Annotated in this window: 13 protein-coding genes; 9 read left to right on the top strand and 4 right to left on the bottom strand. The window is 71.8% G+C overall.

The window, feature by feature from the left end; all coding sequences use genetic code 11:
* Positions 1 to 20: 20 nt before the first annotated feature.
* Positions 21 to 875 (top strand): hypothetical protein, encoded by an 855-nt coding sequence (locus tag ACFYT9_RS08475; protein WP_389161831.1) that lies wholly within the window; start codon positions 21 to 23, stop codon positions 873 to 875.
* 5 nt (positions 876 to 880) lie between these two features.
* Here the strand turns inward: ACFYT9_RS08475 and ACFYT9_RS08470 are convergent, their stop codons facing one another.
* Both ACFYT9_RS08470 and ACFYT9_RS08465 read right to left on the bottom strand, forming a co-directional pair.
* A complete protein-coding gene (locus ACFYT9_RS08470; protein WP_389161829.1) occupies positions 881 to 1,075 on the bottom strand; it encodes a DUF397 domain-containing protein in 195 nt (64 codons plus the stop codon).
* Positions 1,072 to 1,938 (bottom strand): helix-turn-helix transcriptional regulator, encoded by an 867-nt coding sequence (locus tag ACFYT9_RS08465; RefSeq protein WP_389161828.1) that lies wholly within the window; start codon positions 1,936 to 1,938, stop codon positions 1,072 to 1,074. The genes ACFYT9_RS08470 and ACFYT9_RS08465 overlap by 4 nt, the downstream gene beginning before the upstream one ends.
* A gap of 146 nt (positions 1,939 to 2,084) precedes the next feature.
* Here ACFYT9_RS08465 and ACFYT9_RS08460 point away from each other — a divergent pair, with 146 nt between their 5' ends.
* The 5 genes from ACFYT9_RS08460 to ACFYT9_RS08440 all read left to right on the top strand — a co-directional run bounded on the left by ACFYT9_RS08460 (position 2,085) and on the right by ACFYT9_RS08440 (position 6,573).
* Complete coding sequence (locus ACFYT9_RS08460) at positions 2,085 to 2,504, top strand: ATP-binding protein (RefSeq protein WP_389161827.1); 420 nt, start codon at positions 2,085 to 2,087, stop codon at positions 2,502 to 2,504.
* Between the two features lie 260 nt (positions 2,505 to 2,764).
* Entirely contained in the window at positions 2,765 to 3,649 is an 885-nt protein-coding gene (locus ACFYT9_RS08455) for a helix-turn-helix domain-containing protein (RefSeq protein WP_389161825.1), read from the top strand.
* An 18-nt stretch (positions 3,650 to 3,667) separates the two neighbouring features.
* Entirely contained in the window at positions 3,668 to 4,228 is a 561-nt protein-coding gene (locus tag ACFYT9_RS08450) for a VOC family protein (protein ID WP_389161824.1), read from the top strand.
* Positions 4,221 to 5,036 (top strand): MerR family transcriptional regulator, encoded by an 816-nt coding sequence (locus ACFYT9_RS08445; RefSeq protein ID WP_389161822.1) that lies wholly within the window; start codon positions 4,221 to 4,223, stop codon positions 5,034 to 5,036. The genes ACFYT9_RS08450 and ACFYT9_RS08445 overlap by 8 nt, the downstream gene beginning before the upstream one ends.
* Positions 5,037 to 5,268: 232 nt before the next feature.
* Entirely contained in the window at positions 5,269 to 6,573 is a 1,305-nt protein-coding gene (locus ACFYT9_RS08440; RefSeq protein ID WP_389161820.1) for a M28 family metallopeptidase, read from the top strand.
* A gap of 69 nt (positions 6,574 to 6,642) precedes the next feature.
* On the opposite strand, the gene ACFYT9_RS08435 is transcribed toward ACFYT9_RS08440, so the two are convergent.
* Positions 6,643 to 7,836 carry an outer membrane lipoprotein carrier protein LolA gene (locus tag ACFYT9_RS08435; protein ID WP_389161818.1) on the bottom strand — a complete coding sequence of 398 codons (1,194 nt, stop codon included), beginning with the start codon at positions 7,834 to 7,836 and terminating at the stop codon, positions 6,643 to 6,645.
* 181 nt (positions 7,837 to 8,017) lie between these two features.
* Between ACFYT9_RS08435 and ACFYT9_RS08430 the strand changes: the two genes are divergently transcribed.
* Complete coding sequence (locus ACFYT9_RS08430) at positions 8,018 to 8,242, top strand: DUF2283 domain-containing protein (protein WP_376595958.1); 225 nt, start codon at positions 8,018 to 8,020, stop codon at positions 8,240 to 8,242.
* A 15-nt stretch (positions 8,243 to 8,257) separates the two neighbouring features.
* Here ACFYT9_RS08430 and ACFYT9_RS08425 read toward each other — a convergent pair whose 3' ends face one another.
* Positions 8,258 to 9,268, bottom strand: a complete 1,011-nt coding sequence (locus ACFYT9_RS08425; protein ID WP_376595959.1) for a polyprenyl synthetase family protein — start codon at positions 9,266 to 9,268, stop codon at positions 8,258 to 8,260.
* A 218-nt stretch (positions 9,269 to 9,486) separates the two neighbouring features.
* On the opposite strand from ACFYT9_RS08425, the gene ACFYT9_RS08420 reads away from it, so the two are divergent.
* Both ACFYT9_RS08420 and ACFYT9_RS08415 read left to right on the top strand, forming a co-directional pair.
* The gene (locus ACFYT9_RS08420; protein WP_389161815.1) at positions 9,487 to 11,004 is read left to right on the top strand and encodes a peptide MFS transporter; all 1,518 of its coding nucleotides are present in this window, start codon (positions 9,487 to 9,489) and stop codon (positions 11,002 to 11,004) included.
* A gap of 9 nt (positions 11,005 to 11,013) precedes the next feature.
* A complete protein-coding gene (locus ACFYT9_RS08415) occupies positions 11,014 to 13,056 on the top strand; it encodes a CocE/NonD family hydrolase (protein ID WP_389161813.1) in 2,043 nt (680 codons plus the stop codon).
* Positions 13,057 to 13,078 lie beyond the last annotated feature (22 nt).

The raw sequence follows: 13,078 nt of genomic DNA, 5'->3' as shown, positions 1-13,078 counted from the left end.
TGGAGGGGGAGGTGACTCCGTTGTCCTCACCGCGGCCGGTGCCTCTTGCCGACGGCACTCCCGAGGCCATCCAGCCGTGGCTGGAGAGGTACTGCTCGACCGAGGTCGTCACGGCGCTCAACCCCGACATCAGCCAACAGCGGAGGAATGCGGCAGTGGCCGACACCGGATACCCGACGCCGTCGGAGGACGGCGGCACCGCGCGGGGCGACGCACGGCGGGCGGCGGAGGCGCTGGGCAGACAGTTGGGCCACGGGTTCCGCGCGGAGAGCGACGGCCCCGGCATCGTGTGGACCGACGGACCGACCGTGGAGGCGGTACGCCGGGCAGCCGCCGAGGTGCCCGGAGCAGATGCTCCCGGCCTTGGCCTCCGCCGCGAACTCTCCGCCTCAGCGGTCGCCCTGGGCGCCGTCCGCATCGCGGCCGGCACGCGAACACCCGTACCAGGTGGCGACATCACCCCGGGCTCCGTGACCACCTTCTGGCAGAACACCACCCTCCCCACGCCCACCACCGAGCGGGAAAGGGACCTGGTCTACGCGGTGATCTACGAGGTCCGTGACGACCGACGCAGCAACACGGCCCGCCCTGCGGACATTTGCGACCTGGTCACCTCGGGCCTGGGCCGCCTCGCACGCCGACTCGACCTGTCACCACTGGAGCGGCTGACGGACCGATACGCCACCGGTGCCGCCCGGCGTGCCTGGCACCGCGCCCTCGTGCCGATGCCCCCCGAGGATGCGCTCCTCGCCGTGCACGGGGACCCCTGCGCCAGACCCGAACACGTGAGAGCGGCCCTCACCGTGTTCTCCGCCCCTCCCCCGCACCTGGCAGCCGCGGCCGCCTCCCTCCGCGCTCGCCTCCGGCAGAGCTGACAGCCCTACTCTCCCGCGCTGTACGCGACGAATCCGGCCCACGCGGCGGGGCCGAAGGCGAGGCGGGGGCCGGTGGTGTTCTTGGAGTCGCGGACGTGGACGGTGGCGGGGGTGGTGGCGACCTCGACACAATCCGACTCGCCGTTGCCGCTGTCGCTGTAGCTGCTCTTGAACCAGTCCAGCTCGGGGGTGCCGATCATGTCTCTCCCAGCAGTTGCTCGATGAAGTCCCGCGACTCCGCTGGAGTGAGGGCCTGGGACCGGATGATGCCATAGCGCAGGTCCAGGACCCGGAGTCGTTTGAGGTCAGAGACGGGGCGACCTCCGAAGTCGCCGTCCATGCGCCCCACTGCCGTACCGTCCACGAACTTCAAGAGCGCGATGCGTCCGCCGTTCCCAGGGTGGTCGGCGCGGACAGTCGGCATCACCTGAATCTCGACGTGGGGCAACTCGCTCACCTCCAGAAGGTGTTCAAGCTGGCGACGTAGCACCATCCTCCCCCCGATGGGTCGTCGCAGCGACACCTCTTCCTGGACGAAGCTGAACTCGGGCGCCGGGTTCTTCTCCAGCACCGCACGACGTGCCACACGCGCCGCCAGGTACCTCTCCAGTTGCTCCGGCCTGAACGCCGGACGCCAGGTCTGCATGATCGCGCGGGAGAACTCGTCGGTCTGCAGAAGACCATGGACATTGAAGTTCGAGTACATACAGAACTCCACCGCCCGCCCCTCCAGCTTCGCCAGGTCCCGGATCGGCTTCGGGTAGCGCACCTCCGCGATGTCCTGCCGCATCTCCGCCACGAGCCCGTTCGCGTCCAGCACCGTGTCCGCCCGGTCCAGGAACTCCGGGCGCGGGATGCGGTCGCCCCGCTCCAGCTTGCGGATCATGTCCTCGCCGTAGCCGGTCAGGCCGCCGAACTCCGCCGCGCTCATGCCCCTGGCCTCCCGCCAGGTCTTGAGCTGGCGCCCGACCGTGGCCAGGATCGCCTTCCCCGGCTCGTCGCCGGGGTCCACCTCCCAGCCCGCGTCCTCGACGACGACACCGTCCACCTCGTCCACGCTCATGCGTGCCCCACCTTCCTCGTGGCAGCCCCTCTACCCGGAGCGCGGCCCGAGACAGTCGAGACAAGTCGGGACAGTCGCGGGACAGTGACCGTACGTAAGGGTCTTTCCCGCCCGCAGCGTAGGCAGCGGTCGACACGCTTACCTCCATGAATCCGGAAACCAGCCAACTCATGGCGAGTGCACGCCATTTCACCCTCCAGCTCTCCTCGACGCCCCGTGGCGCCCGGCTCGCGCGGCTTCTCGCCGTCGAGCAGCTGCGTTCCTGGGGGCTGGAGGGCGTGACCGAGGCGGCCGGGCAGCTCGTGGCCGAGTTGGCGAACAACGCCGTGACGCACGGGCATGTGCCGGGGCGGGACTTCCGGCTGCGGGTGATCGCCACGGGGGCGGCCCTGCGGATCGAGGTCACGGACACGCGGGGTGACCGCGTGCCGCGCGCCGGCGGCCACTCCCCCACCGCCGAGAGCGGGCGCGGGCTGCTCGTCGTGGATGCTCTGGCCCGCAGCTGGGGGGTCAGTTCGGGGCCCGCACCGCAGAAGACCGTCTGGGTCGAACTGCCGTTGCCATGAGGGCGTTCACCGCGACGCGACAGCCGCGACGCGGTGGCTCACGACGTAAAAGACCAAAGACCGGGACAACCACCACCCCACCCCTCCCACCTCCCCCCGGCGGCCCGTCACCCGCACGGGTGACTTGCCTCAACTGGGCTGGATTTGGGGCGGGTTGCCTGGCATATGCTCCGCTCACAACATCAGACATGCGTCGGCCCCCGGCCGGGACTCGCAATCCCGATCGGGGGCCTGACCACCGAGGAAGGTAGCTCTTCCCGATGGCTTCCGTGCACCCTAACGCGCGCCCGCCCGCCCATGGGCTCGTTCACCGCAACGTCCGGCTCACCTCCCGGTACGTCGTCATCAGCAACGACCTCGCCCGGCATCCGCGTCTCACGGTCCCGGCGATCGGGCTCGCCGTCGTCATCCAGTCGCTGCCCGCCGGCACGCCCGTCGGGATCAAGGCGCTCGCCCTGCGCACCAACGGGCTGAGCGAGATGAGGATCGCCGCGGCCCTGCGGGAGCTGGAGGCGGCCGGCTTCCTCGCGCGCCGACGGGAGCGGCTGCCGGACGGCCGGTTCGTGCAGTACACGGTCTCGTACAACCGGCCGGGGGCTGACCCCGGTCCCGTACGGGAGACCCCGGCACCGCGCACGCGGCGAGAGCCCCCCGCTCAGAAGCCGCCGACCTCAGGGGGCGAGCCGCCGCACCCCGCCGAGGAGCCACCGGACCCCGCCCCGGAACGGCCCGCCCCCGTCCCCGCGCCGCTCCCCGAGGCCCATCACCCCGCCGCCGCCCTCCTCGCCGGGCTCCGGGCGCACGAGCCCCGCCTGCTGCTGTCGGAGCGGGACGTACGGCGGCTGGCGCCGGGGGTGACGGCCTGGCTGGAGCGCGGGGCGCATCCGGACGCCGTGTCCCGGACGCTGCGCGCGGACCTCCCGCCCGACCTGGCGAACCCCTACGGGCTGCTCGCCCACCGGCTGGAGGCGCTGCTCCCGCCGCCTCTCCCCGCCCCGCCGCCCGTACGGGCCGTCCCGGCGCCCCGCCTCGTCTGCGACGGGTGCGAGCGGCCCTTCCCGGCGTCGGTGACGACGCCGGGGCGGTGCCTGGACTGCCGGGCGGAGGAAGCGGAGACGCTCGCGCTTGACCCTCACGTAGCGTGAGGCCGAACAGTGGTCCGCATGAGCGACGACCACTCCATCGACCACCACACCGGCACCCACTACAACGCGTTCGAGATGAGCCCCGTGCCCGCCCCCGGGGCGGACGCCGTGCCGCCCGAGCCGTTCCACGGCATCTACGGCATGCCGTCCTTCGTGACCATCCCCACGGCCGACCTGGCGGAGTCCGTGGACTTCTGGGTCCGGGGGCTCGGCTTCTTCGAACTGTTCAGCATCCCCGGCACCCTGGTGCACCTGCGCCGCTGGGCCTTCCAGGACGTGCTCCTCGTCGCGGCGGAGAGCGTCCCCGCGCGGCCGCCGGCCATGAGCTTCAGCTTCGCGGGCGTCCTCTCGCAGGTCGAGGAGGTCAGGGAGGCGTGCCTCAAGCTGCGGCCCGAGGCGGTCTCCGGCCCCCGCGACACCGCCTGGAACACCCGGGACGTGGAGGTGATCACCCCCGAGAACGCCCGGATCGTCTTCACCGCCGCCAAGCCCTTCGACCCCGCGAGCCAGGAGGCGCGGAACCTCGCGGACATCGGGATCACCCCGCCGGACGGCGGCGAGAATGGAGGACATGCCTGAGGACGAGTACGACGACACGGACGCGGACGGGCTGACCGTCGGCCAGGCCGCCGCGCGGCTCGACGTGACCGTCCGCGCGCTGCACCACTGGGACGAGATCGGCCTGGCGCCGCCGTCGCTCCGCACGGGGGCCGGCTACCGGCTCTACACGGCCGCGGATCTGGAACGCCTGCACCGCGTCGTCGTCTACCGCGAGCTCGGGCTCGGCCTGGAGAAGATCCGGGCCGTGCTGGACGACTCCGCCCCGGACGTGACCGGCGCGCTGCGCGCCCAGCGCGCCCAGGTCGGCGAGCGGATCGAGCGTCTCCGGCGGCTCGGCGAGGGCCTCGACCGGATGATCGAGGCGCACGAGAGGGGGGTGCTCCTCAGCTCCGACGAGCAGGCCGCGGTCTTCGGCCCCGGGTGGGATCCGGAAGGCCCGGCGAAGGCGCGGGCCCTGTACGGGGACACCCGGCAGTGGCGTCAGTACGCCGAGCGCTCGGCCTCCCGCACGCCCGAGGAGTGGCAGGCCGTCTCCGACGCCACGGCCGCCCTGGACCGCGAGCTCGCGGCGGCGGCGGAGGCGGGCGTCGCACCGGGGAGTCCGGAGGCGGACGCGCTCGTGGAGCGGCACCGGGCCGTGTTCTCGGCGTACTTCCCGCTCAGCAGGGAGATGCAGGTGCTGCTGGCCCGCCGGTACGAGACGGATCCCGGCTTCGCCGCGCACTACGACGCGATCCGCCCGGGCCTGGCGCGGTGGTTCCGCCTCGCGGTCGAGGCGAGCGCGCGAGCCCATGGGATCGACCCCGAAACGGCCGCCTGGCGGTAGGCCGCGACGCGCGAGGTGACGGCCCGTCGTCCGCTGAGCGAACCCTACTGACCGGATTGAGGTCTTGACGGGACATCGTCACGTCACTGAGCATTCAGCACGCGCACCCACCACGGGGATCCCCTTCGCACCCCCGCGGGCGCACCCGTACAGCTCCAACGCCTCGCGCCACCCACGGTGCGAGGCGCTCGCACGTTCCGTCCCATCCCTGTTCGGAATCCGGAGCCCCCACATGAAACTCTCCGCGAGACTCGCCGCCCTGGCCGGATCCTCGGCCCTCGTCATCGGCGCCCTCGCCGGCGCCGTGCCGGCCACCGCGGCCCCCGCCGGCGCCACCGCGGCGCCGGACATCTCGGTCGCCAACGTCAAGCAGCACCTGACGGACCTCTCGACCATCGCCGCCAACAACGGCGGCAACCGCGCGCACGGCCGGCCCGGCTACAAGGCGTCCATCGACTTCGTGAAGGCGAAGCTGGACGCGGTCGGCTTCACCACGAGCGTCCAGCAGTTCACGTACAACGGCACCACCGGCTACAACCTGATAGCCGACTGGCCGGGCGGTGACCCCAACCAGGTCATCATGTCCGGCGCGCACCTCGACTCGGTCACCTCGGGCGCGGGCATGAACGACAACGGCTCCGGGTCCGCGGCGGTCCTGGAGGCCGCGCTGACGGTCGCCCGCTCCGGCTACCAGCCGTCCAAGCACCTGCGCTTCGGCTGGTGGGGCGCGGAGGAGCTGGGCCTCGTCGGGTCCAAGTACTACGTGAACAACCTGCCCACGGCCGAGCGCTCGAAGGTCAAGGGCTACCTCAACTTCGACATGATCGGCTCGCCGAACCCGGGCTACTTCGTCTACGACGACGACCCGACGATCGAGCAGACCTTCAAGACCTACTTCTCGGGCATCGGGGTCCCCACCGAGATCGAGACCGAGGGCGACGGCCGCTCCGACCACGCCTCCTTCAAGAACGTCGGCATCCCGGTCGGCGGGCTGTTCACCGGCGCCAGCCGGGTCAAGTCCAGCGCCCAGGTGTCCAAGTGGGGCGGCACGGCCACGGCCTTCGACCGCTGCTACCACTCCTCGTGCGACACCCTGGCGAACATCAACGACACGGCCCTGGACCGCAACAGCGACGCCATCGCGCACGCGATCTGGACGCTGTCGGGCACGAGCACGCCGCCCACCGGCAAGGTCTTCGAGAACACCGCCGACGTGGCCATCCCGGACTCCCCCGGCGCCGCGGTCACCTCGACCGTGAACGTCACCGGCGTCACCGGCAACGCGCCGAGCAACCTCTCCGTCGGCGTGGACATCGTCCACACCTACAAGGGCGACCTCGTCGTCGACCTGATCGCGCCCGACGGCTCGGTCTACAACCTCCACAACCGCACCGGCGGCAGCGCCGACAACATCGTCCAGACCTACACCGTGAACGCCTCCTCCGAGGTCGCCAACGGCGCCTGGAAGCTCCGCGCGCAGGACATCGCGTCCGCCGACACCGGCTACATCAACGGGTTCAAGCTGACCTTCCCGTAAGCCGGCGGCACGAGCCACCCGGGTGGGCCGGTGACCTGCTCCCGGCCCACCCGGGCACCAACTCCCGTGCTACTTGGCCGCGTTCGCCGCGTCCACCAGGGCCTCCGGGGTGACCGCGCCGACGTAGACCTTGCCGTCGTCCGTCATCAGCGCGTTGACGATCTTGGTCTTGAAGACCGTGCCGGAGCCGAACTTCCCGCTGACCTTCTCGCCGAGCGAGTCCAGGAAGCCCTGGACCTCCTTCGGCGCCTCGTCCGTCTTCGGGGCCGGTGCGCCGGAGTCGAAGCGGGCGATGCTCGTCCAGCCCTCCCCGATCACGTTGACGTCGCCCTCGCCGAAGCCTCCGGCGCCGCCGAGGCCCAGGTCCCCGAGCCCGCCGAACTCCTTCTCCAGGTCCTTCTCCACGTCCTTGTGCGACGCCTCGACGTCGTCGCCCTCGGTGACCTTGGCGCCCTTCGGGACGGTGAAATCGAACTCCGAGGCCGCCGGCCTGCCGAAGTCGACCTTGGTGAAGCCCGCGTCGAGGACCGGCTTGCCGCCGCTGGTGGAGTCGAGGGTGAACTTCAGCGGGGTGCCGGTGGCCGCGTCGACCGCGATGGTGATCGCGTCGACCGTGGAGCCCTGCTGCTTCGGCTCGATCACCAGGCGGTAGGCGTCGCGGCCGGCCACGTTCGCCGTGCCGCCGACGGTGATCGAGGTGGTGTCGCCGGCGGCCTTCAGGACCTCGCCGGCGAGGTCCTTGGGGCTGGCCGGCAGCTCCTTCTCGGGAGCCGGGGCGTCCTCGCCGGGACCGCCGTCGACGCCCTTCTCGTGGAAGACCTCGTTGGACCGGGAGTCGTACGCCCACACCTCGTCGCCGTTGTGGACGAGGCTGTACTGCTCCTTGCCGTCGAGCAGCGTGAGCTTCTGGCGCTCGGGGCCGTCGGCGGCGATCTTGAGGGTGTGCGTGCCGGAGACCAGCTTGGTCAGCTGCGCGGCCGGGTCGGCGGAACCCTCGCCCTCGCCCTGGGCGGCGCCGCCCGCGAGCCCGCCGAGCAGCCCGTCGAAGGCGGGCAGACCGAGGTCGGTGGAGACCTTGAAGGTGCCGGACAGGGTCTGGGTGTCCGAGGCCGCGATCTTCTCGATGAGCTGCTGGGCCGTGATCTCCGGCAGGTCCGGGTCGCCGGACGCGGCGAGCGCCGGGACGAGGCCGATGGTCGCGGCGGCGATTCCGGCCACCGCGACCGGGACGACGTACCGACTCGTCTTTCGCTGTGCTGCCATGGTCTGTGATCCCTCCGTGCCCTGGCGGACTGCTTCTCTATGTCCCCTATCCCACCAGGACGGGGCCCGCGAAGCGTCAGCCTGGGGGCTCAACCTCGTGTACCCCTCCGGGATGACGTCCCCTAGGGTCGCCCCCGTCGGACCCGCACCCGAAGGGTCCGGGACACCAGGGAGCGTCACCATGCACATCGCCTACGACCAGGAGAACGACACCGCCTACGTCGCCCTCGCCGCGCGCGTCGGAGACGGGGCCGCCGTACGGCAGGTCACGGTCGCGGCACCGGGCGGCGCGGCCGAGCTGAACCTCGACTTCGACGCGTCGGGGCGTCTGCTCGGCATCGAGGCCATCGGAGCCCGGGCCGCGCTGCCCGCCGCACTCCTCCGTGACGGAGATCCCCGGGCCTAGCCACTCGCGGACGGGTCAGCCCGCGCGGTGGACCACCGCGTCGCACAGTTCCTGGAGGGCCGACTTGGCGTAGCCGTCGGGGAGGGGGGTCAGCATGGCCCTGGCCTCCTCGGCGTAGCGGACGGTGTCGCGGCGGGCCTGCTCCAGGGCGGGGTGGACGCGGAGGAGGCGGAGCGCCTCGGCGTGCCGGGCGTCGTCGGTGAGGTCGCCGTCGACCAGGGCGACGAGCGCGAGGTCCTCGGGGCGGCCGTGGGCGGCCGCGGCGGCCCGGAGGCGGAGGACGGGGAGGGTCGGGACGCCCTCGCGGAGGTCGGTGCCGGGGGTCTTGCCGGACTCGTGGCCCTCGGAGGCGATGTCGAGGACGTCGTCGGCGAGCTGGAAGGCGACGCCGAGCCGCTCGCCGTACTGGGTGAGGATGTCGACGACGGACTCGTCGGCGCCGGACATCATGGCGCCGAAGCGGCAGGAGACGGCGACGAGGGAGCCGGTCTTGCCGCCGAGGACGTCGAGGTAGTGGTCGACCGGGTCGCGCCCGTCGACGGGGCCCGCGGTCTCCAGGATCTGGCCGGTGACCAGCCGCTCGAACGCCTCGGCCTGGATCCGAACGGCCTCGGGGCCGAGGTCCGCAAGGGTGTGCGAGGCGCGGGCGAAGAGGAAGTCACCCGTGAGGACGGCGAGCGAGTTGCCCCAGCGGCTGTTGGCGCTCGGCACACCCCGGCGGACGGCCGCCTCGTCCATGACGTCGTCGTGGTAGAGCGTGGCCAGGTGGGTGAGCTCCACGACGACGGCGGCGGGCACCACGCCGGGCGCGTAGGGGTCACCGAACTGGGCGGCGAGCATCACGAGCAGCGGCCGGAACCGCTTGCCGCCGGCGATCACCAGGTGCTGGGCGGCCTCGGTGATGAAGGGGACATCGCTCTTGGTGGCGTCGAGGAGGCCGGCCTCGACGGCCGCCAACCCGGTCTGGACATCGGCCTCAAGAGCCTGGTCCCGCACGCTAAGCCCGAACGGCCCGACGACGGTCACGAGGGGGTCTCCTGTCTGCTGACGCCTGGTGTCGGTCACATGGTGACGATCACACGGTCGGGGTGGTGATCACATGGTGTCGGTGGTCACACGGCTGGTCGCTGTGTCGCTGGAATGCACTCCAGCCAGCGTATCCGGTCACGTTTCGATCACCGTGGGCGCCTTCCCGTCACCCCCGGTATGTTCGTGATCAGCTGATACGACATGGAGTGCGTGAATTGTCTCGAACAGCGATCGACAAGGACGACTGGGACGACGGTGACGGGGAGCGACCGCCCCCCGAGGACGACCGCGCCTTCCTGGGCCATCCGCGCGGCCTCCTCGCGCTCTCCGGCCTGGAGGTCTGGGAGCGGTTCTCGTTCCTCGGTATGCAGGCCATCCTCGTCCTGTACTTCGCCGCGGCCGTGTCCGACGGCGGCCTCGGCATGGCGGCCGGCACCGCCGCCTCCGTCTCCGCCGCCTACGGCACCCTCGTCTACCTGGTCTCGGTGGCCGGCGGCTGGCTCGCCGACCGGATCCTCGGCTCGTACCGGGCGGTCCTGTGGGGCGGCATCCTCATCGCCTGCGGCCACTACGCCATGGCGGTGCCGACCGCCGCGATGACCTGGGTCGGCCTCGGCCTGATCAGCGCCGGCACCGGCCTGCTCAAGCCGAACGTGGCCACCATGGTCGGCAAGCTGTACCGCACCGACGACGACCGCCGCGACGCCGGTTTCGCCCTCTACTACATGGCGATCAACATCGGCGCCTTCGCCGGACCGCTGATCACCGGCTGGCTCGCCGACCACAAGGGCTACCACTGGGGCTTCTCGGCCGCCGCCATCGGCATGACCTTCGGCCTGATCCAGTACGTCGCCGGACGCCGCCACCTCGCGGGCAAGCGGCACGCCGCCGAGTTCCCGCTCGCGCCGGACGCCCTGCGGCGCGCGTGGCTCCTGATGGGCGCGGGCGCCGTGGTCGTCGCCGCGGCGGCCGTCGCGCTGGCGGCGGCGGGCTGGCTCACCATGGACCGGTTCGTGGACCTGCTGACGCTGATCTCGGTGATCGCGCCGGTCGTCTACTTCTGGGTGATGTTCACCAGCCCCCGGGTCAGCGCCGAGGAGCGCGGCCGCCTCAGGCCGTACATCGTGCTCTTCCTGGCCTCGGTGGCGTTCAACTTCATCCTCTTCCAGGCGTACTCCACGATGATGCTGCTGGCCCAGTCCAACGCCCGCACGACCATCCTCGGCTTCGACTTCCCGCCCAGCTGGTACGCCTCCGCCCTCGGCGCCTTCGAGGTCGCCCTGGCACCCGTGGTGGCCGCCGTCTGGGCCCGGATGGGGCACAAGCAGCCGCACGCCTCCAACAAGATCGCCTTCGGTGTGATCCTCGGCGGTCTGTCCTTCCTCCTGATGGTCCTGCCGACCTCGGGCCACGCCGACGACACGTACGAGATGGCGGCCTGGTGGATCGTCGGCTCCTACCTCCTGCTCGGCCTCGGCGACGTGCTCCTGGAGACCTCCGGCATGTCCGCCACCAGCAAGCTCGCCCCCAAGGCGTTCTCCAGCCAGACCATGTCGCTCTGGTTCCTCTCCCTCGCCCTCGCCAACGGCATCCAGGCACAGACCGTGAAGCTCTACGACGACGTCTCCAAGCCCGCCTACTTCGGCGTCAACGGCGCCATCGCCGTCGCCGTGGGCCTCGCCGTGATGGCCCTGGCGCCCTGGCTGCGCCGCACCATGCACCCCGTCCACTGAGGTGACCCGATGACGAAGATCCGTACCGACTTCCCGTACGAGACCCGGCACGAGGACATCCGCATCCCGCTGCCGGACGGCACCAGGCTGTACGCGCGCGTGTGGCGGCCGCTCACCGACGAGCCCGTCCCCGCCCTCCTGGAGTACCTGCCCTACCGGCTCACCGACTGGACCGCGCCCCGCGACTGGCAGCGCCACCCCTGGTACGCGGGGCACGGCTACGCCTCCGTGCGCGTGGACGTCCGCGGCCACGGCAACAGCGAGGGCCTGCCCGGCGACGAGTACGACGCCACCGAGCTCGCCGACGGCGTCGCCGTCGTGAACTGGCTCGCCGAGCAGCCCTGGTGCACCGGCAAGGTCGGCATGTTCGGCATCTCCTGGGGCGGCTTCAACAGCCTCCAGATCGCCGCCCTCGCCCCCGAACCGCTCAAGGCGGTCGTCACCGTCTGCTCCACCGACGACCGCTACGACAACGACGTCCACTACATGGGCGGCTCCGTCCTCGGCGTCGACATGCACGCCTGGGCCGCCACCATGCTCGCCTTCGTCAGCCGCCCCCCGGACCCGGAGTACGCCGGCGAGGAGTGGCGGGAGCTGTGGCTGCGCCGCCTGGAGGCCGTCGAGCCCTTCGTCCACACCTGGCTCTCCCACCAGACCCGGGACGACTACTGGAGACACGGCAGCGTCTGCGAGGACTACTCGGCGATCCGGGCCGCCGTCCTCGCCGTCGGCGGCTGGCACGACCCGTACCGGGACACCGTCCTCCGTCTGGTCGAACACCTCCCGCAGGACCGGGTCCGCGGCATCATCGGCCCCTGGTCCCACCAGTACCCCGACCGCGGGCTGCCGCCCGGCCCCGCCATCGGCTTCCTCCAGGAGACCCTCCGCTGGTGGGACCACCACCTCAAGGACGCGGGCGGGTCCGACAGCGGCTCCGGCGCGGGCGACGTCATGGCCGAGCCGCTGCTCCGCGCCTGGATCAGCGAGTCGCACCCGCCGGCCACCGTCTACGCGGAGCTGCCGGGGCGCTGGGTCGCCGATCCCTCCTGGCCCTCGCCGCACGTCACGCCGGTCACGTACGGCTTCCAAGGCGAGCACGTCGTCGTCGACTCGCCGCAGCAGACCGGCATCGACGCCGGCCGCTTCTTCCCCTTCGGCAACGACGCCGACCTGCCGCCCGACCAGCGCGACGAGGACGCCCACTCCGCCTGCTTCGACTTCCCGGTGCCCGCCGGGTCCGAGGGCGGCACCCCGATCGAGATCCTCGGCCGCCCCTCGGTGAGCCTCCACCTGATGACGGGGGCGCCCACCGGGCAGATCATCGCCCGGCTCTGCGACATCGCCCCGGACGGCTCCTCCACCCTGGTCACCCGCGGCGCCCTGAACGTCTCCGCCCGCTACGGCCGCGACCGGGCCGTGGAGGCGCAGCCCGGCGAGTGGGAGACGTACGGCTTCGAGCTGAACGGCATCGGGCACACCTTCCCGCCCGGCCACCGGGTCCGGCTCGCGATCTCCTCCGCGTACTGGCCCTGGATCTGGCCGCAGCCCGACGCGGCCGGCTTCACCCTCGACCCGGCCGGCTCCTCCCTCACCCTTCCGGTCCGCGCCCACACGGACGACGCGGTCTCCTTCGAGGAACCCGAGCAGTCCCCGCCGCTCGGCGTGTCGTCCCCGGCGCCCCTGAGGACCCCGGAGGAGACCCGCCCCGAGCGGCTGGTGCTCCGGGACGTCGCCAAGGGCGAGTGGACCCTCCAGGTGGACCCGAAGTACGGCGGCACGCGCGTGTACCCGGACGGCCTGGAGTTCACCGAGGACGCCGTGGAGACGTACACGATCGCCGAGGACGACCCGCTCTCCGCCCGCACCCGCTCGGAGTGGCACATCCGGCTGCACCGCCCGGAACTCGCCTGGGACGTCACGGTCGACACCCGCTCCGAGATCAGCTGCGACGCCGACAGCTTCCACACCTCCGACGAGGTGGTGTGCAAGGAGGGCGGCGAGGTCGTCTTCCACCGCACCTGGGAGAAGCGGATCCCCCGCACGGCGGGCTGAGCCCTGGGCCGTACGGGGGATC

It is taken from the genome of Streptomyces sp. NPDC004435 (assembly GCF_042873895.1).
Classification (GTDB): Bacteria; Actinomycetota; Actinomycetes; order Streptomycetales; family Streptomycetaceae; genus Streptomyces.
This window is presented reverse-complemented; position numbering and strand designations above follow the sequence as displayed.